Below are 24,662 nucleotides of genomic sequence, written 5' to 3'. Positions count from 1 at the left end.
AATAAAAGTAACGATAAGTCATTTTTTACCTACTCAAGTGAACACAGTAATGTTATAATTTGGGTGATTTTCAATATGAGGCAAAGAATACATATCATATGCACTAACCAACTTCCAGACTGCCGCTAATCGGGAATTGCCACTTACATGATAAGAAAAGGGGTTAATCAATGTCCGACTTTCAACCACCACCGTATCCTCAAAACGATTCTAAAGATGTGCAAGACAATAAAGTGATGGCTATTTTAGCGTATATCATCTTCTTTATTCCTTTGCTTGCTGCTCGTAATTCACCATTTGCCATGTATCATGCGAATCAAGGATTAACGTTATTTTTAGTCGCTGTTGCGGCAAATTTAGTATTCTCCATTATTCCATTTTTAGGATTGTTACTTCCTTTTGTGAGCTTAGCTATTTTCGCATTTATGATTATCGGTATTGTTAATGCTTCTAAAGGCGAACGCAAACCGTTGCCATTGATGGGTAATGTTCAATTGCTTAAATAAAAAATAACTTCACAGTTCAATAGGTATACAAAAATCACAAAAAAACCTTTACTGCTCTATTATGCAGTAAAGGTTTTTTTGCGATAGCCAAATATCTTAAGCGTTTGATTTATACAGATTTAACTCAAAATCGTATTTAAATTACTGCCCTAACTGCTGGAACTGATTCATCAGCCCATTAATCTGATCGATTGTCTGAAAAATCTGCGAGTTATTTACTTTTTCTAGTGTAATCTGTCCAGCTTGAACTTGATCGATCAGTCCGTTGATCTCTGTACCTAATGTTTCGTTATAACCAACAAGCTTCTGATGCAGATCTTGAGCAAAACCAGGGGCTTCAAGATTGGCGAATTGATTGATCTGAGTCTGCATTTGCTGTAACTCTTGCACCAGTTGAGTTCGTGCTTCTGTATCGACCACAGCTTGTTGTGTCATTTCAGGAAGTTGGCTAGAAAATTGAGAAGCTTGATCGATATAAGATGTTGCTTCACTCACATAATTGACGGATTGATTGACTTGATCGAGTGCAGAACAACCCGATAGCAAGCTTATACTCAAAATAAGTAACAATAATCCTTTTTTCATGGTAGGTCACTCCTTTGACAGATATCGAAATCTTTTTGCAAAGTATCGTTATTAACGTATACTACTCTGAGAGGAACACAATGGTTTCATAAATATACAAGCCAATCTTAGAGCGACCAGATAAAGGGGACAAAACAAATGACAGATTCAACAACGATCGAACAGCATATCGCTGAATGGATGGTAGAACAGATCAAAAACAACGGTACATTAAAGCAAGAAGATGCGATTGCTTATGTACGTGCAGAGCATGGAGAAGAGTATATATTTACAAGTGAAAGTGGAAATGTCTCATTGTCCAAAGAAATCAAAAAAGCTTTTCGCAAGCACCATGCAGGTAGAGTCGCATGGGATCGAGACGGATTTTTCTGGGCATGGACATAATAACAACGACAATCGTATCTAGCTGTTAAAAGCAGGATCATGGCGTAATTGTATGGACACAGTAGATGAGAAAGCGTTCATCCAAGCTCAGTCCATATCACACTTATTCTGGCGTGCTAAGCCAAGTTTCCATCTGTTGGCATATTCGATATACTTTACTCTAGTTGAAATGATCACTATCCATTGGAGGGAAATACATTGAACTCAACAGTAGTATTAGAACGCCAAAATGAGATTTTACGACGCAATATTGAAACGATGACGATTAAAAACAACAAAAATGGTCTAAGCCGTCAAGAAAGTAGCTTTTATCATACGATGGTAAAAGAATGGCATCAAAACCAGCGCGAGATCAATCATAAGCGTGATTAGATCATCAGGTACAACGAAGTAATATCGTCTGTACTGCTCTTACATAGGAGTATGTGAATCATGATAGAGTAGTCATAAAATAAAGCATAAATTAGAAGTGTCTGCCACAGGTAGATGCTTTTTTTGTATGTTATGGAATGAATGGATAGTACGAATATTAAAAATAAGCAAAAAAATTTCAAAAAATGATCTTTAACTATTGCAAAGCCGTATATTCCGAGTATAATACTTGGTATATAGAAAAGGATGAAGGTGATGGTAACTGTGAATCGTATTCAAGCAATGATTTCCGAACGTAATGATGATTATTTGGATCTATTGAATTACGCGATCCAATTGGATGATGGACAGTGGCAAGAGGAGATTTTGGAATCGATGCGCAAGTTGAACGCTTCAGAAGAAACGCAACAGGAATGGGCAACAACCGAAGACCTGTGGAGACAATTTGATAAGATCAATTCCAGACTTACCGAAATCTATTATTCGATCCGAGCCAGTAAAGATGATGCAGATAAGCAGCGCTTATTGGAACAAATGTGGGAGCTTAAAATGCAACGCATTGATGTATCTCGTCAAATTAAATCCGAAACTTCTAATATAGAATGTTAATACTTTACACTGTATGTATACAAAAAAGTGCCAGATCATTTCGCACATGATCTGACACAAGTAATAATAGATGAAATAAGTAATTGGATTTCGTAGATCTGATTAAACACAACAAGCTAGCTGTATTTCACATGGATATTGTGAATTACATGCTAGCTTGTTTCATGTCGCGCATCATTGTCATCATAGAAGTCATCATTTCGTCGCACTCTTGCAATTTACTCATCATCATATCCATATCCATGCCCATATCTTTCATGTTCATGTCCATGTTTTTACATTGTGTCATCATCATGTTCATGTTAGTCATTTTGCTCATCATATCTTCCATAGACATACCCATCATCATTTGCATACACATTTTATCCATTGGCTCATCTCCTCAAAGTATAGTGTCTTGCCCCTTGACTATACTATATCGCTCAGACAGTTACAATATAATTGGAAGATATGTTTCTTTATGCCAAAACGAATAAAAGATTAGACAAAAAAATGCTGTCTAGAACGATTGATTCTAGACAACATCTATGATGATTATGCTTAACGATACTGTTGCAAAAATGGATGAAGCTTGTTCACGACATAATGACTGCCACCCCGGCCGTTCACCTTTTCAATCACCGCAGCCAGTACAAAGGAAGACTTAGTATCAAACGTAATCACAAATCCATTCTCCTGACCCTGTTCACCTTTGGCTAATTTTAATTCGGCTGTACCAGTTTTGGCGGCAACTTGATAAGGAAGATCAGCTAGAGCATGAGCCGTTCCGCCTGAATTGCTAACGACTTGTAGCAAAGCGTTTTTGACTGTATCAGCTACTTCTGGCGTAATAATACGTTTATTCGCAGGTGTAGCACTGTTTAATGCTTGATTTTCAAATAAAATAGGGCTGATTAATGTGCCTTCTGTAATAAAAGGTGTGAATGAAGCCGCTAAATGAATCGGAGACATTAACATCTCGCCTTGTCCATAAGCCGTATCAGCTAAAAGAACTTCTGAATCCAATGCTAAATGATCTTTATTCGCATACTGACTTGGCTTCAGATATAGAGCATCTAATCCAAACTGAGTATCAAAGCCGAACTTCTGAATGCCTTCGATAAATTTGGCTTTACCCATTTCGACTGCTTCTTGAGCAAAATAAATATTATCTGAATACATCAGTGCATCATTCATATTGACGTGTAGCACATCTTTGACACGAGTGACGTAATAGCCACCCCAACTATTATCTTTGCGCCATTGTAATCCTTGAATCGTATGCACTTTATCAGGTGTAGTGACTTTTTCGGTTAAGCCTGCTGCCGCTGTAATGGCTTTGAATACCGAGCCAGGAGCATAACGATTGGTGAAGCGATTGGTAAAAGGTAAATTTGGATCATTCGAATAGGCATCCCACTCTGCTTGAGATAAGCCAGTTACCATTTGGTTGGGATCGTAAGCAGGAGTGCTCACGAGAGCAAGCAACTTGCCGTTGGTTGGATTCATTAATACAGCTGAACCGGCGTCTTGATCACTAGCCATCGTGGTATAAAGTTCTCGTTGTGCAGAGGAGCTGATCGTTAACGTTATATTTTCACCATTGACCTCTTTTTCTTCGGCAATCACCGATTTGCTTTTACCGGCTTCATTTACAATTTCTATGCGTCCACCTTTGGTTCCACGCAATTGCTTTTCCATTGATTGCTCAAGCCCTGCTTTGCCGATCCAATCTTGCGCACTATAATAGCCTTCGGTATCTTTTTCCAAATCTTCAGCTGTCGTCTGACGGACATAACCAATCAGATGAGCCGCCGCAGTACCCAGAGGGTAAGTACGTACTTCTTTGGTCTGCATAGAGACACCATGTAATTCAGTCGGAATATCCGGTTTTGTAGTCGTACCTATAGGCACAAAATAATCGTCTTTAACCCATGATTGCCCTAATGCTTTTTCAATCGTAGCTTCAGGAACGTTGTAATACTCACTGATTGCTGTCATAGAAGCCGCTTTAGTCGTATCATCTGTACCTAATTTGCCAGGAACGATTCCCCATTCAAAGATTGTGCCTTTGGTGGCTAAAGGATATCCATCTTTGTCGAGAATTTCTCCACGTTCGGGATGAAGAATCTGTACTTTCACTTTATCGCCTTTTTCCATTTCAGGTAAAATGAGTGACGGTTGCCACTGGATACGCCATGTTTTGCCATGATCACTATCTTGCTGGACCAGCTTCAGTTGATATTTTGGATCAATATTACCGAGAAATGTATTCATTTGAGCTGAATAATTCAATGTGTACTGATGCTTATCGTCAGGCACAGGAACGGGTGCGTCAGCATTTACTTCAATCGTAGAAACTTTCATACCGTCGAAGATTAATTTATATTTCTGTACAAATTGTTCTTTGGTCATACCGGATTGTTGTAATGATTCTGGTGTCATTAAGTTATAAAGCTCGTCATAATTTTGAGTCTGTAGCGTATTGATATATTTCTGAATTGTTGTATCTGGTTGTTCTTGAAAGCGACTTTGCATATATACATATAGACCAAGCCCGCTTGCAATCAGAAAAGAGAGCAACCCGTAAATGATAATATGTTTGGTTTTCAATCGAGACACCTCATTTATATTGATCTTATTCAGAATAAATCTGATGATCAGTAGGATTTGTTGAAATCACTTTAGTATAATAAGATAAGGCGATACCAGCGCCTGTTTACACTATAAAAGGATGTACGTTAGCAAACAATAGAACAAATCTGATGAAATTATCATTGTTTACGTATAGAAGGAGAGAGATTCCATGCCGGACGTTATCAAAATCGTAATCCACACTGCCGGTCAAGAAGGCGATGGTTCTTTTGTATATATCCAAAGAGGACAAAGCATTCAAATCGGTAGACATATCGGAACAGGACAGATGGATCTACCTATCTACAATCAATTAGTCTCCAAGCAACACTGCACGATCCACCGTGTAGGCGATCAACTATATATTGAAGACCTCGGTAGTAAAAATGGGACAGAGCTGAACGGGCAACGATTGGTTCCATATCAGCGTTATGCGTTAACCGCTCAAGATCAATTAACGTTGGTCAATGGATTAGTAGGGTTGCAAGTAGAACAAGGTAACTTGTTAGAAGAAACACGTGAGTATGTATTAAGCGATCTGGTCGATCATAGTATTCAATTAAATGACTTTTTCCAACGCATCGAAGTAAGTGGCGAAAGTATAACGTTATCGAAAAAAGAATATCAGTTGTTCCGGTTATTGTATGGATGTCTGGATCATTTTGTAACTCGTGAGCAGATTATTGAAGAAGTATGGTCAGAACGCTATAGCGAAAATGTCGATCTAGTAGGAATAGATGAAGTCAATTCGTTGATCTATCGCACAAATAAAAAACTAAATAAACACTTTATGATCAAGTCAGTCTACAAAAAAGGGGTATATATGAAGAGAAGTATACATCAGGAAGTCAATCACAAAGGGGACTACATATGACAGTACTTTTTTCTTTTTTGAAAAAATATCGGGTTGCGGCATTTTTAGCGCTAGGTATGATGCTGGTCGAATTGGCGCTTGAATTGTTACAGCCTTTTTTGATCTCCAAAATTATTGATGATGGTGTAACGCAAAAAGATATTTCGACTGTATTATTATGGGGCGGTATTCTAACAGGTGGAACGATTATTGCTTTTTTTGCAGGGATATTTGGTTCCTTTTATGCTGCTCATGCCAGTCAGGGTCTAGGTTATGATTTACGGGAAGCAGTCTATAACAAAGTGCAATCCTTTTCGTATGCGTTATTTAACCGTTTCTCTTCCTCCTCTTTAATCACACGATTGACCAATGATATTACCCAATTGCAAGATATGGTCTTTATGGGATTACGATTTATGTTACGGATGCCATTGTTAGTTGTCGGTAGTAGTGTGATGGCTCTACTTGTGAATGTGAAGTTAGGATTATTGTTAGTTGTGGGTATTCCGATTCTTTTATTCTTTGTCATTATTATTATGCGTAAGGCTTCAGGATTGTTCCAACAAGTACAGCGTCGCTTGGATACAGTAAATAGTGTGATGCAAGAGAATCTCACAGGAATGCGCTTGATTCGGGTGTTTGTCCGTAAAAATCACGAACGTCAGCGATTTGAAGAACGTAGTAGCAATCTTATGCAAGGTACTGTGTCTGCTTTACGTTTAACTGAAACGACAATGCCTTTTATTTTGTTAATTACGAATGCCAGTATTATTGCAGTGCTCTGGTATGGTCATCTTGATATTATTATTGGTCAAGCTTCCGTAGGTGAAGTGGTAGCGATTATTAACTATGCAATGCGTACGATGGGCGCTTTATCTGCATTTTCGATGATTGTAGCTTCGTTCTCTCGTGCTAAAGCTTCAGCAGAACGGATTCAAGAAGTGATGTTTACAGTGGAAGATGAACGTCCACTAGATAATCAAGATCAATATGTTGCAGGATCGTCTGCTGTAAGCGCATCACAATCATCAGATGTTTATGAAGTGGGTGTGGCTTTCCGTCAGGTGAGTTTCCATTATCCCGGTACAGAAGCTCAAGTGCTCAAAAATATAGATTTTAAAGCTCGTGCAGGCGTAACTACAGCAATTATGGGTTCTACCGGTTCAGGAAAGTCTTCACTCGTACAATTGATTTTGCGATTATACGATAGTGATCAAGGAGAGATCGATGTATTGGATCGACGTATCCAAGAGCTAGATGATCATCAATTACGTGGTCTGATCGGGTATGTACCGCAAGAGATTGTATTATTTACCGGCAGTATTCGTGAAAATATCGCATGGGGCTATGAACATGCCACTCTTGAAGAAATTCAAGAAGCCGCTCGCATTGCACAGATTCATGATACGATTATGAATTTGCCACATGGCTACGATACATTGCTCGGGCAACGGGGTGTTAATCTATCAGGCGGGCAGAAGCAACGGATCTCTATCGCTAGAGCATTAGTACGCCGTCCAGCAATTTTATTGTTGGATGATAGTACCAGTGCGCTAGATGTACGTACAGAATCATTGTTGCTTGATGCACTACGCGAATTGTCATGTACGACCTTATTGATTACACAAAAGATCAGTTCAACGATTCGAGCAGATCAAGTGTTATTGCTAAGTGATGGTCAGTTGATTGCACAGGGCGATCATACTCACTTGCTAGCGACCTCCGAGTTATATCAACAGATCTATGCCTCTCAATTTGGAAAGGAGGAACTAGAGCATGTGGAAAGCGTTAACTGATCCTTTACGGTATCCTAAGCCAGCGGTTATGACCGAAGCGATAGCGAACAAGTCTGCCAAAGTTGAACCTGTTCCTAGCAAAAAAAGGCGTGCTAAAGACTGGAAAGGTACGCTAGCACGAATCTGGGGCTACCTTGCAGAACGCAAACTCAAGTTAATGTTAGTTCTATTTATGGTACTGCTAACATCAGCGCTAACCTTGCTCGGACCTTATCTTATCGGGATAGCGATAGATGATTTTCTCGCTCGTGATGCAGGTCAGATGTGGGTATGGTTTCTTGTTGGATTAGCTGTTGTCTATATTCTGAACTCGGTAACTTCATGGCTTCAAAATATATGGATGATAGAGATTGCGCAAGAAACGGTCTACCGGATGCGAGTCGATTTATTTTCTCATTTGCATCAATTGCCTATTCCTTTTTTCGGGAAAAGACAGCAAGGGGAATTAATGAGCCGGGTTACCAATGATATTGAAAATGTTAGTTCTACGTTGAACAGTTCGGCAATCCAAATTTTCTCCAGTGTATTGACCTTGATCGGTACATTGGTCGTCATGTTGTGGCTTAGTCCATTGTTGACGTTAATTACTTTTCTCGTAGTGCCGTTGATGGCTTTAGGAATGCGCTGGATTACCAAGCGTACAGGGCCTTTATATCGAGAACGTCAGAAAAATTTGGGTGATCTGAATGGTTATATTGAAGAGACATTATCTGGTGAAAAGATTATCAAAGCTTTTGCTCAAGAACAACGAGTGATTGGTGAATTTGGAGAGCGTAATGATCGTATCCGTTTATCTGGATTTTGGGCGCAGACGATTTCGGGATTTATTCCCAAATTGATGAATGGATTGAATAATTTGAGCTTTGGTCTGATAGCAGGAGTAGGCGGTATCTTAGCAATCAAAGGCATGATTACTGTGGGTGTGATCGTGATTTTTGTTGAGTATGCGCGTCAATTTACCCGCCCGTTAAATGATCTTGCCAATCAGTGGAATACATTGCTATCAGCTATTGCCGGGGCAGAGCGTGTTTTTGAAATTTTGGATGAATCGGTAGAAGCAGAAGATGAACAGCATGCTGTCCATGTCGATCATATCGAGGGTGCTGTTGTGTTTGATGATGTATCATTTGCCTATGATACAGGAGATGGCGATAATACATTACAGCATATTTCATTTACCGCAGAGCCAGGTGAAATGATTGCACTAGTAGGACCTACAGGTGCTGGTAAAACAACATTAATTCAATTGATTTCACGCTTTTACGATGCCGATCAAGGAAAGATTACAATTGATGGGCGAGATATTCAGAGTATTAAGCGAGAAAGTCTACGTTCGCATACAGCTTTTGTTTTGCAAGATTCGTTTTTATTTGAAGGAACGGTTATGGATAATATTCGCTATGGAAGACTGGATGCCACAGATGCTGAAGTACAAGATGCCGCACGATTAGCGAATGCTCATTCCTTTATTGAACGTCTGCCAGAAGGATATAATCATCGTTTGAACCGGGATGGTGGAGGAATTAGTCAAGGACAGCGGCAATTGATTAATATTGCTCGCGCGTTGTTAGCCGATCCTTCGATTCTAGTATTAGACGAAGCGACCAGCAGTATAGATACTGTGACTGAGATTAAGATTCAAGAAGGATTACAGCGCTTGATGGAAGGTAGAACGAGCTTTGTCATTGCTCATCGACTGAATACGATTCGAGCAGCCGACCAGATTCTAGTGTTACGAGACGGTCAGATTTTGGAAAAAGGTTCTCATGATCAGTTGCTAGACACCGGCGGATTTTATAGCGACTTATTTTACAGTCAACTTCACTCGTCCGATGCCCGGCAAGCTTGATCTGAAAGCTACCGTTATCATCCAAACTTAGCTAAGCAGTAAAAAAAGTAACGCAAGCAAAGCAGGAGCACCTTGCATTAACCAGATTCTGCGACTAGAGGTTGCACCGCCATATAGAGCTGCGATCAAGACACAGATAATAAAGAATAATTGAATCTGGTAACCAAACTGCGCTGTCGGATGAACCAGTCCCCATATCAATCCTGCGGCAAGAAAGCCATTGTATAGTCCTTGATTGGCAGCAAGTGATTTGGAAGACTCGGCTAGTTCAGGGGTAAGATTGAACGTTTTTAGTGTACGTGGCTTGGTCCATAGAAACATTTCCATCACCATGATATACAGATGTTCAACTGCAACCAGTACAACAAAGATTATTGCCAGTAAATGCATACGTATTTCCTCTTTTCTTAAAAATAGTCATTTTTCTTGGAGAAGCAGTGTTAGCGTAACAGAATTGCTTCATATAATGAATAATAACACGAAAAAAGATGCCTTGTTCAAGGGCATCTTTTTTCGTGTTACAGTAGCAACATCTATTATTCGTTCTTATCCAATGAGATTGACGGTGGAATGACATTAGGATGAGGCGAAGCAGATGTCGTATCGTGAGCATGACGATCCGGTACAGGATGCTGACGTAAGTACTCGATCTGAGACAAAATATAAGCTTCTGTCTGATCATTCAATTCTTTGACCATTTTCGGGATCATAAATAAATCAATAACGATCCAGATAAATAAAGCTAATCCAAATAGAATCATAAATATCGTAAACACCATAGTACCTGTTTCACTTTCAACAATCGACATAAAAGCGAGCAAAAAATAAAAGATCATCGTAAACAAAAAAAGAACCAGTTGTACAATTCCGCTAGGGATACGTTTCAAATAAAATCGGTGTATACCTAAATGACCACCAAGTAGCATCACATAGGTTAAACCTAGCGACTTTTCTTTACCTCGCATTTCAGAATTCAATAGCATCATTTCTTGCGCAGATAATTCGTATCGAGATATAGCCATCTTAATAACTCGGTGGATCAATCGGTTTTTGAATAAGAATCTGATCAATAATATTACTTTCTACATAATCGTTACGATCTTTAACCCATGTGTGAAGCAAGAAGGCATCTACAATCCACCATATGCTGGTTACAATCGATCCGACTATAGTAAGCGTCAAGATTAATTGAGCAATAGCCGATCCTGTTTTCCCCATATAGAAGCGGTGTCCTCCAAATATGCCTAGAAAATACCACAAAATATAAGCAACCACCATGTTTTTACCGTACGTTTTGACTTCTGATTCCAGTAACATCAGCTCTCTTGTATCTAGTTGAGCTTTACGTTGCCAGTTGTTATAACTCATGCCCATATGCGTAACCCCTTTACTTTGATATCATCGTTCATTTCCATCAACACTGCCATTTTAACAAGATTATCCTATTTAATCTACTGTATTCTACGTTGTTAGACGAGGAAAGTAACTGATATGTAACACAATCTTTTAAAAAAAGAACCTCTCCATTTTAAAGAAGAGGTTCTTTTTTTTATGATTAATTACGCCATAACCGTGTAATTTTTAACAAAAGAAGGACGTGGGAAGATAGAGGGTTGTTGCGCAGTAATCCCTTCAGATGAATCCCGTTTGCGATGTGCGTGGCTATAGGCTTGTGATTCTTGCCATGCTGTGAAATATTCTTCTGATGCCCATAGCGTCATGATGACATATGTATCATCATCAAGTGGACGCATAACTCGAATGCCGACAAAGCCCGGTTCATCTTCTACTTTGCGCGCACGATTGCTAAATCGTTCTTCAAAAGTAGAGCGACCATCCGCAGTCACAGGAATATTGTTGAGTACGGCATAGCTACCACCAATCGTTCCACTGCTATCAAGTACTTCATATCGTGATGAATTTTCCGTATGGAAATCCAGCGGTTCATCAATCTCTAATACATAACGAGTCTCATCATCATGTTGCAACGTAACCGCTTGTGGCAATTCAGCCGCTTCTGGAAAATGTTCTTCAAGCAGGTGCGAGCTAATATAAATATACATCGTGATCCACCTTTCTTTTGAGCGAGATATTTATAATTTAACATGTTTGCAGATGGTATCCTAATTTCTATTTAACTAGGTTCATCCCCGACTAAAGTCCAAACCATAAAACCGTCCTTAGGCGGTTGGAAAGAAGGCTCTTATTTTCTATGATATAAGAAAGAGAATAAGAAAGAGGAGATCAATAATGAGAAAATTGTATCGTTCTAATCGGGATAAGTACGTTACTGGTTTAATTGGTGGACTGTCAGAAAGTTGGAATATCGATGCAAGTCTGTTACGGATTTTATTTGTAATTAGTGTATTTGCTACAAGTGGTGCTAGTTTGCTGGTTTATGTACTTGCTTTATTATTTGTACCGAAAGAATCAACGTATTGATGTATATGAATTGCATATGATTAAAAGTCGCATTTTCTTCTACATGTAGAAGAATGCGATTTTTGGTTTTTGTACTTATTATAATGTAAATAAGCTTATTCTAACTTTCTCCATGTTCTCTATTGATAAAGTAGCTATGTCATCTATGTATTTATCTGCCTGATAATTTAATATAGTACCAGCTCATATGCTATACTATGGAATGGAAATCCCCGGCAGATTCATGCGCTGTCACCATCAAGAGGAGGAAAGTTATGAAATCAAAATATTTGGCGGGTGGATCTTTAGCGATTATGGCGCTTGGATTTATAGCCACTCTGTTTTTTCCGAAAACAACGTTATTGTTGATTATTCAAGGCGGCTTTGAAGCCGGTCTTGTCGGAGGGATCGCGGACTGGTTTGCGGTGACTGCATTATTTCGTCATCCACTAGGTATTCCGATTCCGCATACATCACTTTTGACCCGTAATCGAGATAAAATTATTCGCTCTCTAATCTCAGCGATGGAGAATGAATTGCTCAACAAAGAAAGTATCGAAAATAAATTGCGTCAATTCCGTATTTTCCCGTTTGCACTGTCGATGTTAACTCGTCAATTGGGCAAAAAGAAAATGCGGCGTGAGCTGTTAAATATGATGATTCCACCGATTGAACGTTTGCCTCTTGAGCCTGTAGCTACATTTATTGGTAAAGGGTTGGCGAACTATACACAAAAAGCAGATTTACAGTCTGCGGCAACAACCGTATTAACGAATGCACTTAACGAGCGTTATGATGAGAAAGCATTAGATCATATTTTGAAAGAAGTACGCACATGGGCGGCTCGTCCACAAAGTCGTGATACGATGGGCAAAATTGCGCACGAGCAATTAGCTAACATTAACATGGGTGGATTGAAAGGTTTTGCTTTTCAAGCTTTCGCAGGCATGATGAATGAAGAAAGTCTAGGTAGCATTTTGCAAAATATGATCATTTCCGGTGTTGGCAAATTACAGGAAAAAGATAGTGAATACCGTGAAGCGATTATCCGTGAACTGCGTATCCAAATGTTCCAGGTAGTGGATGAAGAAGATAACTGGCTGAAAATCAAAGACTGGACCGCAGAGTTAATCCAGGGTGAATTTGCGAATGCATTCATGATGGAGCGTCTGGAAGAGTTACGTCGTCTATTGATCTCTATGCTAGAACAAGAGCGAGATGGTGGCGGTCGTCATGTATTTGCAATCTATCGCTCGATTATCCGCGATCTAGGTAAAGACCCGCAAAAAGTAGCTGTGTGGGAAGATCGTCTACTACAAGGGATTATTCGTACCGTTGAGAAAAATCATTATCGTATCGGAATTCTGGTTAAAGAAAATCTGGATCGGATGGACGATGCTGCATTGGTCTATATGTTAGAAGAAAAAGTAGGACAAGATTTGCAATGGATTCGTGTAAATGGTGCGGTCTGTGGTTTCTTAGTCGGTATTATTTTATCGCTTGTTCAATTAATCTAATGTCTCATAAGAAAAGGTATCTTCACTGTGATCTACAGCGAAAGATACCTTTTTGGTTATATACATATGCAGATGGTGCTAGATGATATATTTATTGATCTAAAATCGACAATCCTCGGAAAGCTAACGATTCATACGGATGTAATGTTGTTTGTTGACCTGATTTCAATGCTTGTACAACTTCTTCGGAGTGTTCTCCATGTGTACCTATCATCAGTTCAGATTGTTGAATACGCTCTACCAGTTGCTCGGGCAATTGCAGGTCTGTAGAAGATTTGGAGAAGTTCAGGATGATCAACCAGTGTTCGTCATTCCATTCACGAGTGTATGCAAAAATATACGGATCATCTGAAAGTTCGCAAGCATATTTACCATAGATCAGAGCCGAACTTTCTTTGCGAATCCCGATCATTTTACGATAGAAATGAAAAACAGAGTCTTTGTCTTCCAATTGCTGAGCTACATTGATCTCTGCTTTGTTGGAATGAGCAGGTATCCAAGGCGTTGCTGTAGAGAATCCAGCATGTTCGCTGTCATCCCATTGCATCGGGGTACGAGCATTGTCCCTAGCTTTAGCACGAATGCGCTCCATAATAACTTCAGGATCTTCTCCTTTTTCTTCCACCATTTGTTTGTAATATCCTTGAGCTTGTTGTTCTTTGACATCTTCGATCGTTTTCATATGTTCAGCATTGGTCATTCCGATCTCATCCCCTTGATAAATATAAGGGGTACCACGTAGTGTGAGTAAGAACATTGCTAGCATTTTGGCAGAATCTGTACGATACTCCCCTTCATGCCCTAGATAGGAAACAAGACGCGGGTGGTCATGGTTGCTGAGATAGATTCCCATCCAACCTTGTCCGTAAATATCTTCTTCCCATTTAGCGATGATTTCTTTGAGATCATGAAGCGACCAGTCTTTACTTTGCCACATATCATTATCTGCATCACAGACTTTGGATGCTTCAATCATCAAGACCATGCTCATTTCTTCACGATCTGGATTGGTGTATTTTTTAACATCGTCGATAGAGACGCTTGCTGCTTCGCCTGCGGTAAACATTTTATAATGAGAAAAAACATCGGTATATAATTCATGTAAATATTCGTGAATCCGTGGACCATTTTTATAAAATCCTTCAGCATTGGCTTGAAGTTTGTCAGATGGGGGTGCATCCGGGAAGCTGGTATCTTTGGAGATCATATTAACAGCATCAATCCGGTACCCATCAATGCCTAGATCTAGCCAGAAGCGCATCATTTCTTTCATATCATGACGGACTTTAGGATTCTCCCAATTGAGATCGGGTTGCTTTTCACTATAAGAATGTAAATAGTATTCATTAGAAGCTTCATCTAATTTCCACATAGAATCTCCCAAGTAAGAGATCCAATTGTTAGGTGCTGATCCATCTTCTTTGGGTGCTTGCCAGATATAGTAATCACGATAAGGATTGTCTGGAGAAGAGATCGCTTGTTGGAACCATTCATGTTGATCTGATGTATGATTCACCACTAGATCCATAATCAACTTCATTCCACGACGATGCACATCGTCAAGTAACTCTTTCCAATCATCCATCGTTCCATATTCGGGTTGAATATCATGGTGTTCTTTAATATCGTATCCATAATCAACATTAGGAGAAACATATACAGGAGTCAGCCACAAAATATCGACTCCCAATTGTTGTAAGTAGTCTAATTTCGAACGAATTCCCGGAATATCGCCGATGCCATCATTATTGCTATCTTTAAAACTACGAGGATAAATTTCGTAAACAACACTTTCTTTCCAGAATTCTGGCTTCATAATCGTCTTCATTTGTCAGTCTCCTGTTCTGATGTAACATATCTAGTTACTTACTAAGTATTACCCCTTCATACATGACAACAATCGCAGGACGTTCAAAAGAAATAGAAGGTTCACTCAGTAGCATTTTCAATCTGTTAATACTTCATTACTGTTAGGATAGTTAGGTCAAAGAAAGCAAAAGAACCTTACCCCACAGATGTTGTGGAAGTAAGGTTCTTTATCGTTAGGTTATTGCTATCAGTTGCCCATCAATCGGACTTCGTGCAAAGTTGGAGTATACCAGTTGTTGGGATTGTTATGGAGTACAGCATTTACCATATTAATACGTACATAACGAGCCGTAAATGACACTGCATCTGTTGTAAAGCCATAGGTGGTATTGGTTGTGCGATCAATCGTCGTATAATTTATGCCATCGGTGCTGTATTCAATTTTGTATTTATAATAAGCTTCAGAACCTTTGTACATAAACCATGAAATATCCACTTCACTAATCTTTTTCGCAGCGCCTAGATCGACTTGCCACCATGCCGGCCATGTTGCAGAAGCAGCCGCCCAAGAAGTCTGAGCATTACCATCATTGGCATTGGTTGTTGCAGAAGAAGAAGCGGTAGAAATGGCGGTTGCGGGTTTACCCAGAGCATGGTTGGTCAACGTTGGCAAGCTCACTGTACCTGTAGCGGCATCTATATTCCAACTGCTATACCAATTCAATGTAGCTGTGCTGTTGCTATCATTTAAGGTTAAAGGTAACCAGATAAACTTGTGGTCACTGAGGTTAAGCGGATTCCAGCGATCCCCCATATAAATATAACTGGTACCTGCACTACCTGTAATGGTAGCGATGGAATGGATCTGTGTCGCATAAGCAGAAGGATCGCCAAAAGGAGACAGTGCCGACCATGTACCTGTTATCGAAGAAGCTGTTGCATAACCGCCTTGATTCGGATACCAGCCAGAAGCTTGAGAAGTGAACAGATAATATTTACTTCCTTTTTTCACAACTGCAGGTGCTTCCCGATAAGCTCCTTCGAACACCCAGCCTACAAAAGAAGCCACTCCTGTATAATCATCGGTTAAGCGGAAGATGGCCATTGAGTTGTTGGCACCACCATTATTTTGACGAGAAGCTGTAATGAGATAAGCTTTATTATCTGTATCTACAAATACCGTCATATCACGGGATTCATAATCGAGCGGACGGAAGCTTCCTTTATACGTGAAATTACCATCGGGTGTATCACTAGTCGCTACAGCTACACGAGCTAGCGAATAATCACTACCATTTTCATAATGTGCCCATAGAATATACTTTTTCGTTGTTGCATTGTAGATCACTTTGGGACGTTCAATCTTACTGGAATTAAGTTCAGTAGCGGAATTTTTGGTGAGGATGCTGTTGCCAAATGTCCAGTTTTTAAGATCAGTGGAAGTATATACGTTAACTTTATCAAATTTACCGTTGGTTGCATGTTCACCGTACCAGTAGTATGTAGCCCCGACTTTGAGAATATTACCACTGTTGGCTTGGATCGGATTACCCGCGGTATCTGTCCAGTTGGTGCCATTGGTAATCGTAGCACTAGCCGCTTGAGCAGATTGCCCGTTAACACCTAAGCCAGTGATAACAAGCACCAGACTAAGCCATAGCATCAGCGTTTTACGTGAAAATTGCCAAGAGATTTGTAAAATAATAAAAACCTCCTTCGGTCACTCTAAGATAGTCTCTCTACAAAAGAAGGGAGACTTCAAATTAATCTTAAGTATTTTTGTAAGCGTTTACAATAAAATAATAACGAAATAATGACATAAAAATACAGTAGCTCAATTAGAAGTTCCAATCGGAAAACCTATTGTAAAAACCAAAGAGTGTGATCATTCCGTCTTATCAACGAATAATCACACTCTTTCTCTACCTTCATACCAAATTCTTATAATACAAGTTCGTAGCATCCAGACTACCTGTTCCAGACTTAGCATAGTTTGGAATTTGCCCAGCTTGGCTGTATCCTAGTGACTGATATAGTCGATTAGAAGAGTCGCCATCCCGGGTATCCAGCACGAGTAGAATTCGTTGTGCCAAGCGTGCTTGTTGTTCGACATGTTCCATTAACAGCCTTGCTATACCATGACGACGATAATCCAGATGCACCATTAATTTAGCAACTTCCGCTCTGTGATCGCCATTGGGCTTGGTACATAGATGCAATTGAATCGTTCCTGCAATCACACCATTAATCTTAGCAACGTATAAAAGAGTTGCAGGTTGCACCACCTGTTCCCAATAGGCTACAGCTTCTTTGTGATCCAGAGGCGGTAGGAATCCAATAGATGCACCCGCATCTACAATCTGTACGAGCATATCTGACATTTCATCCAGATAAGGTTCAATAGAGTTTACTTGTTCGATAATAACAGTCTGTAGCAAGATATCCACCTCCATGTATAAACTCTGTCGTGTTATACCTTTTATTCTATCGCTTGGCTGTAAGCATAAAAATAGCAAAATAAGCACGCATTATTTCCACTTTTAGTACGGAGTATACTCTATCGCTTTAATAAATTACGTTTGGTGGAACCAGAGCGTATCGAAATTGACCCATCCTTTGTGATTAACATTCACGCCACGCAAAGATGGGTGATGAATGGTACTGGCTGTGCGTACCACTAGAAATGCACTTGTGCATGTATCACTCAATAGCCGATTTACAGCAGTAGACCAATGTGAGAGCGCATGTTGATCTGTAGAAGCAAGCATAGGATAGGTGAGTTCATCCAATTGAGCAACTATGTCTAAAGGCAATGAATGTCTTATAAAATTACGATCCGACTGAATATATTCAAGCAGATGCAGCAGATTTTCACTAACCATAGCTTCGAATAAGATTAGATCTGCTTGTTCCATCATCGCCAGTTGAATCGTTTCTGACCATTCTACAATATGTACGTCAATCTTTATTCCATAATTTTGATACTGTTGTTGAAGCCAGTAGGCATCTTGCGCATGACGGTGAAAAGTATACAAATGTAGCACTTCTCCAGCATATGTAGTGTGTTGGAGTTGTTCTAGCAGTGATGTAGATAGAGAAATGGATTCTTCTGGCTCCGACACATGTTCTGTAGATGCTGTTGGTAGAGAGTTTGTATGGATCTGTAATCCTTGCGCAGGACATAGACGGGTTTCCCCTAATTCTTGTACCATATGCTGGCGATTGATAGCATTTACTAACACATTGCGAAATGTCTTATCTTGCAAAATGCCTTCTTTTCGCAGGTTAAAAGTAAGGGTGGATATCCCTGTGATTGTTTGTGTTAAAGGCATTTTCAAATCTTCTGGGATCGAGAACTCTCCTGTCACTACAGTCAGTACCCCGGGGCTAGTACCCAAACAAGCTTCTGCTTCATTTTCAGGTACAATAATAATCTCAATCCGATCGATCTGACCACGGTATCCAAAATACGATGGAAAGACTTCCAGTGTACATTTTCCAGCATGACGTGATACGACCTGATAAGGACCTGAACCGATAGGTAAAGAAAATTCATGATTCGAATCTCCCTCAGATGAAGGAAAGATCGATGCAGCACTATGACTCATATAAAAAAGAAATTGAGTATTCGGTCGGTGTAGTTGAATCTGGATTTGATACCTAGTGATCACTTGAATATGAGCGATATCTTGACCTAACCAGTGATGAACCACAGTCGGTGATTGTAGTTGTATCAGACTGGTATATACATCTTGTGCCGTCAGTTCTTGCCCGTTGTGAAATGAAATACCTTTGAGCAGATAAAATGTCCAGCAAGTAGCATCTGAATTACTTTCCCAGTGATGAGCGATGTCTTTGGTAAATGTACGCTGAACAGGATCGTAATGTACCAGTCTACTAAAGACCTGACCGATCAGATGCGTATCAAAAGCATACAGCGCATTAGCAGGCTCTAACGAGACAATCGGTCGATAAATGGGTAAACGTAGCGTTTCGATGATACGATCTTGCCCGATCTGCTGAGTCGTATATCCAAAATAACGAATAAGCCATTCCAAAAACTGTGGGCGTACCACAGCTAGTGCTTCATGTTGTTGTAGCCACTCAAAAGCAGACTGTACCTCTCCTTGTATCACCCGTTGCTTGGCTTCATCTAATAATACAGTCGTCACTGGCAACAAAAAGGTAAGCTCAGAAGTATGTCCACGACCTCGCCCAGAGCGAAATTGTATCCATTTTGCATCTACCATTTTGGTGATGATGATTTTGGCATTACGAGCTGTACAAAATAATGCCTGTGCTACTTCTTCCATTGCTATATGAAATGATTGCTGATCTGGATAATGGTGAAAAGCCAATCGAAGCTGTACATAATCTTCTGCTATTCGCAAATCTGACCGCTCCTTTCGATAATCTTCAAATGGATACTCTATAGATTCTAATGTACAACATCGTAGCAAAAAAAGAATTGTAAAGAAAAGTAAGTTATGATTAGAAAAATAGATATAATAGATAGATATCTGATATTGATTTCGAATGGAGACCCATACATGTGGATCGCATTACTCATCACAGCTATTGCTTATCTAAGCTATTGGATCTATCAGCAAATCAAGCCAAAGCCGTTGCAGCCACCAGTCAAAGTCATAATAGGATTAGATATTCCGCCACCTGCATTATTCTTTTGGCAAGACACAACAGAAGATACCGTTATCGATTTTGGTCACAAAGCTACATGGTTACGCGTTAAAAGTACAGACTCTATCGCCGTTCAATCTGAAATAGATATTATTTTAGCTCAAATAACTAACGTTTCTCCACCACAGCCACAGACTAGAGAACAATGGATTTTGACGACAGTAGAAGATTGGGTACTGGTTAGCAGTTATGATATTCCCTTTCCTGATGATGCCCAGACAGTGATGCAACTCAAGCAACTGGTACAAGAATTAAGTAGGGTATTTGGAGAAGTTCATTATTTCGGCAATCATCGGACAGTCCAGTATTACGCCTGGGTCAAAGCAGTATCAGGTACATTAATACGTGCATATGCATACATAGATCAAGTAGAAGAACCCCTTTGGGAAGAAGGAAAATTAACGTTAGAAGAAATACAGTTAGAATTGGATTTTAGAGATCTAGGACGAATGGTCGAATGGGAAGATGCTAGAGAAGAAGATAATGATCATGTTCCTGATGAACAATCTGTGAGAAGGATAGCTGCTGCATGGCGTGCAACCAGTGATAGACCATCTATTTAGCTCATAAGCCATATAGAATAATTAAAAAGCATAACTGCTATAGATAGCGCAGTTATGCTTTTTAGATTCAGACATATATTACTTTTTATACCCGTATACAAAATGGAGAGCACCCGAGTAATCGGTATACACATCGTGTACATTCGACTTTTGTAGAAAATACGTATTAAAATAGTAAAGTGGGATCGCAACCATCTGATCGGTCAATATTTTTTCGGCAGCACGATATTCTTTCATACGAGCTTTGGCATTGGTCAAACTGTACGCTTTCTTCATATGAGCATCATAGGCATTGTTTTTCCAACCGGATGTATTTTCATTGCTCCATGAGGTGAACAAATCTAGAAAAGCAGCAGGATCGTTATAATCCGCTGACCATCCACCACGTACAATCTGATAATTTTTCTTTTGTTTTTCTTCTAATAAAGTATAGAAATTTTCTTCTTTTACTTTAACGGTAACACCTAAATGTCTTTTCCACATATCCGTAATCTGATCCGCTACATAGCGATTACCATCACCATTCGTTAGTAATGTCATCGCAGGTAAAGAAGTGATTTTTTCTTCTTTCATCCCTTGTTGTAATAATTGACGAGCACGCTTAGAACTGATCTCAAAATTAGTCACTGGATACTCTTTGCGGAAAGTAGAGGTGGCTCCTTTGATCGCTGGAGGTACAAATCCATATGCAGATTTAGGACTAATCAGCAGTTTGCGCTCAATCGACATAGCAAAAGCTTTACGAATATTTACATTATTGAACGGCTTCTTCTTCACATTAAAAGCATAATAGTATAAGGATGCCGTATCTGGATAAACGATTTCTTTTTTCATCTGATCGGTCATTTTAAACGTAGGAATATTGCTTTCTGACAGACCTGACCGATCGATAGCGCCTGATTGGTACATGGTGTACTCTTTGTTAGGATCATTAATAAAGCGAATAAATACATGATCAAAATGAACTTTTTCAGCTTGCGCATATTGAGGATTACGAGCCAGTGTTATGGAATGACCTTTTGCCCAGGATTGAATAGTAAATGGACCATTGCTGATCATATCCTTAGCAGAGGTATTCTTATTCTGAATAGATGTATTGCTTGATGTATGTATAGGTGAATAAGCAGGATACGTTAATGTTTCTAGAAAATAAGGGAGTGGCTGTTGCAACACAACTTGTAATGTATGATCATCTAATGCTTGAAATCCTAGCTGGCTGGGATCAGTAAGCGTTCCTTTATAATAATCTTGAGCATGTGCGATAGGGAATAGCAACGAAGCAGATAGAGAACGGGTTGCAGGGGTAAGCACTCTTTTCCATGCATTTACAAAATCAGCAGCGACCAGTGGATCGCCATTACTCCAACGAGCATTCGAACGTAATGTGAAAGTGTACGTTTTGTTATCCGGTGAAAGGGTCCACGATTCAGCTACACCAGGTTCCACTTTGCCATTTGCATTGGTGCGAACAAGCCCTTCAAACATAGCCTCAATAATCGTACTGGTCGTTCCATCACTAGACAATGCAGGATCAAGAGTAACCGGTTCTAAATACAGATTAAAGCGGAACGTTTGCAATGGATCACTTTCGGCGTGTGACATTCTGGGAGTGATCGTACTGAACAATAGCACAAATGTAAGCACAATGAATATGCGCGTGATGTAGGTATTTCTCATAAATAGATAGTTCCTCCTTCAGAATAAGTACGTTCCTTCTAGTTATAACATACTATTCTACAACTTAGGTGATGAACTAAATAATATAAAATATCTTTTGATTGCTATTGATATCTATCCCTCTTTAGCAAAATGGTAAGTCACAGACGACTGAAATAGGGTAATACCATAATGATAGAAGTAAGAGTAAGGAGGTACTGATCCAATGGCGAAAGTAGAAGTGATGCAAGCCGAGCAAGACAAATGGACATGGTATCAAATGAGAGATGCTAAGCTATTGATGGAGCATCCTGATTTTGATGAACATTTACAAAAATGGGCACAGGAAAGCCTGATGTGTACGCATAATCAAATTACTTCTGTTTATTATAAAGAAAAGAATGAAAATTATATCAGCGGAACATTAGCAATCAATATGAACCCAGATCACTGGGAAGATGTTCATATTCTCCATTATTATATTGATGAGAAGCGATTGGTAACGATCGGAGATCCTACATGGCTCTTTCATAATATGGACAATCACGAATGGAATCAGTATATTCTGGGTTGTGATTATCCGGTAGATGGCTTTATGTTTGTCGTTAATGCGATTATTCGTGCTTTTTTCGGACGGATGGATGAGATTGAGATGCAACTGAAAGAGATCGAATTTCAAATGAAGGAAAATAATGGTGGGAAATTGCTACGTGAAATTGTAGATTTGCGCAATCAGATGACACGCTGGAATGTGCAGACGGTCGCTTTGAAAGAAATTCGGTTTGCGATTGAAGAAGTCTTTCCTGCTCTGGTCAAAGATGCTCAGACATTCCATACTTTAAAGGTCAGATTAGCACGGATTCAAATGCTTCAAACAGCATATGAACATGAAATTGATACATTGCTCAAAATTGATGATAATGTTGCTAATTACCGTTCAAATAATATTATGAAAACATTAACGGTATTTACAGTTCTACTGACACCAATGACAGCATTAGGCGCAATCTGGGGAATGAACTTTAAAAATATGCCTGAATTAGAGTGGAAATGGGGCTACCTCGCTTCACTTATCTTAATCTTTGGACTTACTGGCTTAACCTACTGGTGGCTCAAACGAAAAGGGCTGACTGGCGATATTTTGGATATGAATCTTGAACATACCTCTAAAAAAACACGTAAAAAGACTGTGCACCCTAGCGAATAGATATACATGATATCTCTTAGAGAAGGGACGTTGATTTATGTATCAGAACATATTGTTAGCGGTAGATGGTTCAGACAATTCATTGCGAGCAACAACAGAAGCGCTCAAATTAATGGAGTTACAACAATATGGTGAGATCGAAGTAGTGTTTGTCGCTGATTTTGGCAAAAGTCGTGATGAAGTCTTACGCTATGGCGATATTGATGAATTAGAACTTTCGAGACGACAAAAGCTTTTTCCCATCGAAGAACTTCTCAAAGAGCAACAAACGACATATACGATCAAAGTATTACATGGAGAACCCGGGCAAAGCTTGATCAGACATGCCAATGATCATGGATTCGATCTAGTGGTAATGGGAAGCAGAGGATTGGGTTCTTTTAAAGAAATGGTACTTGGAAGTGTCAGTCATAAAGTTGCTCGTGGTGTGAAATGCCCTGTCTTGATTGTGAAATAATACCAAAAACACGTATACATATGGAGTGTGTAAAGAATACTCCTATCCTGTATACGTGTTTTTAAGTTGTTTGGATAGCCTAATATTAAGCGATAAATGCTAACGATTGCCGTACATATCTCTGAATTGTCACTTTTCTATTGTAACCAGATATTATGACTTGGGAACAGATACAGGAACGTATTTGGCAACGTCTACAGCAACCTGCTCTAACTTCGCTTTACCTAATAAATGATAGGGTGAAGAAATCGTTACATACCGATCATCTAATTTGAATGTTAACATATCTACTTTATCGGGTTTGTACCATTTTGCTTTTACATTATTGGAATTAGGAAGAGTTACCGTTTTGCCTTTATAACTATATGAATAATCACGTGGAGAGACAGATACCGTCATATATTTAAAAAGAAAAGTTACACCGTCGCCCATGCCACTGACTTTGCGGAAAGCATCGCCTTCGATCATACGTGTAGGTACATAGGGAGTCTCAAACCCATCAAAATTTGCAAAAGCTTGTGTGATTTTTTTTAATTGAGCGGTAGAGTAATTCACATTGGTTACAGGGTATTGCTTACTCATTGTGGTAGAGCTAGATGTTGTTGCTTTGGGTGTTGTTGTAGAAGTTGTTGCCGCATGTGTAGTAGTAGCACCTGTTAATAATACTCCTGCGATCACGGAAGTAGCGATCCATTTACTATAGTTCATTATTGTACATCTCCTCTATAGGGTGGTTTGTTTGTCTTGCCTTTATCTTACCCGTTAAA

Annotated in this window: 25 protein-coding genes; 12 read left to right on the top strand and 13 right to left on the bottom strand. The window is 39.4% G+C overall.

Translation table 11 applies throughout. The features are described 5' to 3' along the window. Positions 1–170 precede the first annotated feature (170 nt). The gene (locus PaeCFBP13512_RS16265; RefSeq protein ID WP_069329695.1) at positions 171–506 is read left to right on the top strand and encodes a DUF4870 domain-containing protein; all 336 of its coding nucleotides are present in this window, start codon (positions 171–173) and stop codon (positions 504–506) included. 141 nt (positions 507–647) lie between these two features. Here PaeCFBP13512_RS16265 and PaeCFBP13512_RS16260 read toward each other — a convergent pair whose 3' ends face one another. Continuing rightward, entirely contained in the window at positions 648–1,091 is a 444-nt protein-coding gene (locus tag PaeCFBP13512_RS16260) for a DUF6376 family protein (RefSeq protein ID WP_069329694.1), read from the bottom strand. A 138-nt stretch (positions 1,092–1,229) separates the two neighbouring features. Here PaeCFBP13512_RS16260 and PaeCFBP13512_RS16255 point away from each other — a divergent pair, with 138 nt between their 5' ends. The 3 genes from PaeCFBP13512_RS16255 to PaeCFBP13512_RS16250 all read left to right on the top strand — a co-directional run bounded on the left by PaeCFBP13512_RS16255 (position 1,230) and on the right by PaeCFBP13512_RS16250 (position 2,456). Next, complete coding sequence (locus PaeCFBP13512_RS16255) at positions 1,230–1,475, top strand: DUF6953 family protein (protein ID WP_069329693.1); 246 nt, start codon at positions 1,230–1,232, stop codon at positions 1,473–1,475. A gap of 198 nt (positions 1,476–1,673) precedes the next feature. Continuing rightward, positions 1,674–1,847: a hypothetical protein gene (locus PaeCFBP13512_RS23255; protein WP_161594288.1), complete on the top strand. Its 174-nt coding sequence runs from the start codon at positions 1,674–1,676 to the stop codon at positions 1,845–1,847. Between the two features lie 255 nt (positions 1,848–2,102). Continuing rightward, positions 2,103–2,456, top strand: a complete 354-nt coding sequence (locus PaeCFBP13512_RS16250) for a hypothetical protein (protein WP_083243674.1) — start codon at positions 2,103–2,105, stop codon at positions 2,454–2,456. Between the two features lie 145 nt (positions 2,457–2,601). On the opposite strand, the gene PaeCFBP13512_RS16245 is transcribed toward PaeCFBP13512_RS16250, so the two are convergent. Next, positions 2,602–2,826 (bottom strand): hypothetical protein, encoded by a 225-nt coding sequence (locus tag PaeCFBP13512_RS16245; protein WP_069329692.1) that lies wholly within the window; start codon positions 2,824–2,826, stop codon positions 2,602–2,604. A 170-nt stretch (positions 2,827–2,996) separates the two neighbouring features. Beyond that, positions 2,997–5,048 carry a penicillin-binding protein PBP4(5) gene (gene pbp4 / locus PaeCFBP13512_RS16240; RefSeq protein ID WP_137224564.1) on the bottom strand — a complete coding sequence of 684 codons (2,052 nt, stop codon included), beginning with the start codon at positions 5,046–5,048 and terminating at the stop codon, positions 2,997–2,999. A gap of 193 nt (positions 5,049–5,241) precedes the next feature. Between pbp4 and PaeCFBP13512_RS16235 the strand changes: the two genes are divergently transcribed. The 3 genes from PaeCFBP13512_RS16235 to PaeCFBP13512_RS16225 are packed head-to-tail and all read left to right on the top strand — an operon-like array spanning position 5,242 to position 9,567. Further along, positions 5,242–5,943, top strand: a complete 702-nt coding sequence (locus tag PaeCFBP13512_RS16235; protein WP_069329690.1) for an FHA domain-containing protein — start codon at positions 5,242–5,244, stop codon at positions 5,941–5,943. Continuing rightward, positions 5,940–7,718, top strand: coding sequence for an ABC transporter ATP-binding protein (locus PaeCFBP13512_RS16230; protein WP_137224562.1), 1,779 nt, complete (start codon positions 5,940–5,942; stop codon positions 7,716–7,718). Before PaeCFBP13512_RS16235 ends, PaeCFBP13512_RS16230 begins: the two co-directional genes overlap by 4 nt. A 28-nt stretch (positions 7,719–7,746) precedes the next feature. Then, the gene (locus tag PaeCFBP13512_RS16225) at positions 7,747–9,567 is read left to right on the top strand and encodes an ABC transporter ATP-binding protein (RefSeq protein ID WP_441343337.1); all 1,821 of its coding nucleotides are present in this window, start codon (positions 7,747–7,749) and stop codon (positions 9,565–9,567) included. 27 nt (positions 9,568–9,594) lie between these two features. Here the strand turns inward: PaeCFBP13512_RS16225 and PaeCFBP13512_RS16220 are convergent, their stop codons facing one another. The 4 genes from PaeCFBP13512_RS16220 to PaeCFBP13512_RS16205 all read right to left on the bottom strand — a co-directional run bounded on the left by PaeCFBP13512_RS16220 (position 9,595) and on the right by PaeCFBP13512_RS16205 (position 11,630). After that, positions 9,595–9,957, bottom strand: a complete 363-nt coding sequence (locus PaeCFBP13512_RS16220; RefSeq protein ID WP_069329687.1) for a DUF1304 domain-containing protein — start codon at positions 9,955–9,957, stop codon at positions 9,595–9,597. A 146-nt stretch (positions 9,958–10,103) separates the two neighbouring features. Continuing rightward, positions 10,104–10,589, bottom strand: coding sequence for an NINE protein (locus PaeCFBP13512_RS16215; RefSeq protein WP_241669409.1), 486 nt, complete (start codon positions 10,587–10,589; stop codon positions 10,104–10,106). Between the two features lies 1 nt (position 10,590). Then, positions 10,591–10,935, bottom strand: a complete 345-nt coding sequence (locus tag PaeCFBP13512_RS16210; RefSeq protein WP_069329767.1) for a TM2 domain-containing protein — start codon at positions 10,933–10,935, stop codon at positions 10,591–10,593. A gap of 191 nt (positions 10,936–11,126) precedes the next feature. Next, positions 11,127–11,630 carry an antibiotic biosynthesis monooxygenase family protein gene (locus tag PaeCFBP13512_RS16205; RefSeq protein ID WP_069329683.1) on the bottom strand — a complete coding sequence of 168 codons (504 nt, stop codon included), beginning with the start codon at positions 11,628–11,630 and terminating at the stop codon, positions 11,127–11,129. 187 nt (positions 11,631–11,817) lie between these two features. Between PaeCFBP13512_RS16205 and PaeCFBP13512_RS16200 the strand changes: the two genes are divergently transcribed. Together PaeCFBP13512_RS16200 and PaeCFBP13512_RS16195 are read left to right on the top strand one after the other, a co-directional pair. Beyond that, entirely contained in the window at positions 11,818–12,009 is a 192-nt protein-coding gene (locus PaeCFBP13512_RS16200; RefSeq protein WP_069329672.1) for a PspC domain-containing protein, read from the top strand. Between the two features lie 254 nt (positions 12,010–12,263). Further along, on the top strand, positions 12,264–13,505 hold the full coding sequence (locus PaeCFBP13512_RS16195) for a DUF445 domain-containing protein (RefSeq protein WP_137224554.1): 1,242 nt from the start codon (positions 12,264–12,266) through the stop codon (positions 13,503–13,505). 91 nt (positions 13,506–13,596) lie between these two features. On the opposite strand, the gene PaeCFBP13512_RS16190 is transcribed toward PaeCFBP13512_RS16195, so the two are convergent. The 4 genes from PaeCFBP13512_RS16190 to PaeCFBP13512_RS16175 all read right to left on the bottom strand — a co-directional run bounded on the left by PaeCFBP13512_RS16190 (position 13,597) and on the right by PaeCFBP13512_RS16175 (position 19,705). After that, positions 13,597–15,333, bottom strand: a complete 1,737-nt coding sequence (locus tag PaeCFBP13512_RS16190; protein ID WP_137224552.1) for a glycoside hydrolase family 13 protein — start codon at positions 15,331–15,333, stop codon at positions 13,597–13,599. 228 nt (positions 15,334–15,561) lie between these two features. Next, positions 15,562–17,007 (bottom strand): family 43 glycosylhydrolase, encoded by a 1,446-nt coding sequence (locus tag PaeCFBP13512_RS16185; protein ID WP_137224549.1) that lies wholly within the window; start codon positions 17,005–17,007, stop codon positions 15,562–15,564. A 235-nt stretch (positions 17,008–17,242) separates the two neighbouring features. Next, positions 17,243–17,767: a GNAT family N-acetyltransferase gene (locus PaeCFBP13512_RS16180; protein WP_137224546.1), complete on the bottom strand. Its 525-nt coding sequence runs from the start codon at positions 17,765–17,767 to the stop codon at positions 17,243–17,245. A 120-nt stretch (positions 17,768–17,887) separates the two neighbouring features. Further along, positions 17,888–19,705 carry an ABC transporter substrate-binding protein gene (locus PaeCFBP13512_RS16175; RefSeq protein WP_137224543.1) on the bottom strand — a complete coding sequence of 606 codons (1,818 nt, stop codon included), beginning with the start codon at positions 19,703–19,705 and terminating at the stop codon, positions 17,888–17,890. 159 nt (positions 19,706–19,864) lie between these two features. On the opposite strand from PaeCFBP13512_RS16175, the gene PaeCFBP13512_RS16170 reads away from it, so the two are divergent. Beyond that, positions 19,865–20,575, top strand: coding sequence for a hypothetical protein (locus PaeCFBP13512_RS16170; protein ID WP_137224541.1), 711 nt, complete (start codon positions 19,865–19,867; stop codon positions 20,573–20,575). A 78-nt stretch (positions 20,576–20,653) separates the two neighbouring features. Here PaeCFBP13512_RS16170 and PaeCFBP13512_RS16165 read toward each other — a convergent pair whose 3' ends face one another. Continuing rightward, positions 20,654–22,177 (bottom strand): peptide ABC transporter substrate-binding protein, encoded by a 1,524-nt coding sequence (locus PaeCFBP13512_RS16165; protein WP_161594287.1) that lies wholly within the window; start codon positions 22,175–22,177, stop codon positions 20,654–20,656. 280 nt (positions 22,178–22,457) lie between these two features. Between PaeCFBP13512_RS16165 and PaeCFBP13512_RS16160 the strand changes: the two genes are divergently transcribed. Beyond that, the gene (locus PaeCFBP13512_RS16160; protein ID WP_137224535.1) at positions 22,458–23,438 is read left to right on the top strand and encodes a magnesium transporter CorA family protein; all 981 of its coding nucleotides are present in this window, start codon (positions 22,458–22,460) and stop codon (positions 23,436–23,438) included. A gap of 37 nt (positions 23,439–23,475) precedes the next feature. Next, on the top strand, positions 23,476–23,895 hold the full coding sequence (locus PaeCFBP13512_RS16155; RefSeq protein WP_137224533.1) for a universal stress protein: 420 nt from the start codon (positions 23,476–23,478) through the stop codon (positions 23,893–23,895). A gap of 153 nt (positions 23,896–24,048) precedes the next feature. Here the strand turns inward: PaeCFBP13512_RS16155 and PaeCFBP13512_RS16150 are convergent, their stop codons facing one another. Beyond that, a complete protein-coding gene (locus PaeCFBP13512_RS16150; RefSeq protein WP_069329662.1) occupies positions 24,049–24,603 on the bottom strand; it encodes a hypothetical protein in 555 nt (184 codons plus the stop codon). Between the last annotated feature and the right edge of the window lie 59 nt (positions 24,604–24,662).

The organism is Paenibacillus sp. CFBP13512, assembly GCF_005233705.1.
Lineage (GTDB): Bacteria > Bacillota > Bacilli > Paenibacillales > Paenibacillaceae > Saccharibacillus > Saccharibacillus nuruki.
This window is presented reverse-complemented; position numbering and strand designations above follow the sequence as displayed.

What these genes read in the sequence shown, in the direction of transcription:
- PaeCFBP13512_RS16215 (WP_241669409.1), bottom strand. Translation starts at nt 10,589, where the DNA reads ATGGCTATATCTCGATACGAATTATCTGCGCAAGAAATGATGCTATTG.
- PaeCFBP13512_RS16210 (WP_069329767.1), bottom strand. Translation starts at nt 10,935, where the DNA reads ATGAGTTATAACAACTGGCAACGTAAAGCTCAACTAGATACAAGAGAG.
- PaeCFBP13512_RS16245 (WP_069329692.1), bottom strand. Translation starts at nt 2,826, where the DNA reads ATGGATAAAATGTGTATGCAAATGATGATGGGTATGTCTATGGAAGAT.
- PaeCFBP13512_RS16170 (WP_137224541.1), top strand. Translation starts at nt 19,865, where the DNA reads ATGTGGATCGCATTACTCATCACAGCTATTGCTTATCTAAGCTATTGG.
- PaeCFBP13512_RS16190 (WP_137224552.1), bottom strand. Translation starts at nt 15,333, where the DNA reads ATGAAGACGATTATGAAGCCAGAATTCTGGAAAGAAAGTGTTGTTTAC.
- PaeCFBP13512_RS16155 (WP_137224533.1), top strand. Translation starts at nt 23,476, where the DNA reads ATGTATCAGAACATATTGTTAGCGGTAGATGGTTCAGACAATTCATTG.
- PaeCFBP13512_RS16195 (WP_137224554.1), top strand. Translation starts at nt 12,264, where the DNA reads ATGAAATCAAAATATTTGGCGGGTGGATCTTTAGCGATTATGGCGCTT.
- PaeCFBP13512_RS16165 (WP_161594287.1), bottom strand. Translation starts at nt 22,177, where the DNA reads ATGTCACACGCCGAAAGTGATCCATTGCAAACGTTCCGCTTTAATCTG.
- PaeCFBP13512_RS16200 (WP_069329672.1), top strand. Translation starts at nt 11,818, where the DNA reads ATGAGAAAATTGTATCGTTCTAATCGGGATAAGTACGTTACTGGTTTA.
- PaeCFBP13512_RS16265 (WP_069329695.1), top strand. Translation starts at nt 171, where the DNA reads ATGTCCGACTTTCAACCACCACCGTATCCTCAAAACGATTCTAAAGAT.
- PaeCFBP13512_RS16260 (WP_069329694.1), bottom strand. Translation starts at nt 1,091, where the DNA reads ATGAAAAAAGGATTATTGTTACTTATTTTGAGTATAAGCTTGCTATCG.
- PaeCFBP13512_RS16205 (WP_069329683.1), bottom strand. Translation starts at nt 11,630, where the DNA reads ATGTATATTTATATTAGCTCGCACCTGCTTGAAGAACATTTTCCAGAA.
- PaeCFBP13512_RS16250 (WP_083243674.1), top strand. Translation starts at nt 2,103, where the DNA reads ATGGTAACTGTGAATCGTATTCAAGCAATGATTTCCGAACGTAATGAT.
- PaeCFBP13512_RS16220 (WP_069329687.1), bottom strand. Translation starts at nt 9,957, where the DNA reads ATGCATTTACTGGCAATAATCTTTGTTGTACTGGTTGCAGTTGAACAT.
- PaeCFBP13512_RS16150 (WP_069329662.1), bottom strand. Translation starts at nt 24,603, where the DNA reads ATGAACTATAGTAAATGGATCGCTACTTCCGTGATCGCAGGAGTATTA.
- PaeCFBP13512_RS16235 (WP_069329690.1), top strand. Translation starts at nt 5,242, where the DNA reads ATGCCGGACGTTATCAAAATCGTAATCCACACTGCCGGTCAAGAAGGC.
- PaeCFBP13512_RS16255 (WP_069329693.1), top strand. Translation starts at nt 1,230, where the DNA reads ATGACAGATTCAACAACGATCGAACAGCATATCGCTGAATGGATGGTA.
- PaeCFBP13512_RS16230 (WP_137224562.1), top strand. Translation starts at nt 5,940, where the DNA reads ATGACAGTACTTTTTTCTTTTTTGAAAAAATATCGGGTTGCGGCATTT.
- PaeCFBP13512_RS16160 (WP_137224535.1), top strand. Translation starts at nt 22,458, where the DNA reads ATGGCGAAAGTAGAAGTGATGCAAGCCGAGCAAGACAAATGGACATGG.
- PaeCFBP13512_RS16225 (WP_441343337.1), top strand. Translation starts at nt 7,747, where the DNA reads ATGACCGAAGCGATAGCGAACAAGTCTGCCAAAGTTGAACCTGTTCCT.
- PaeCFBP13512_RS16180 (WP_137224546.1), bottom strand. Translation starts at nt 17,767, where the DNA reads ATGGAGGTGGATATCTTGCTACAGACTGTTATTATCGAACAAGTAAAC.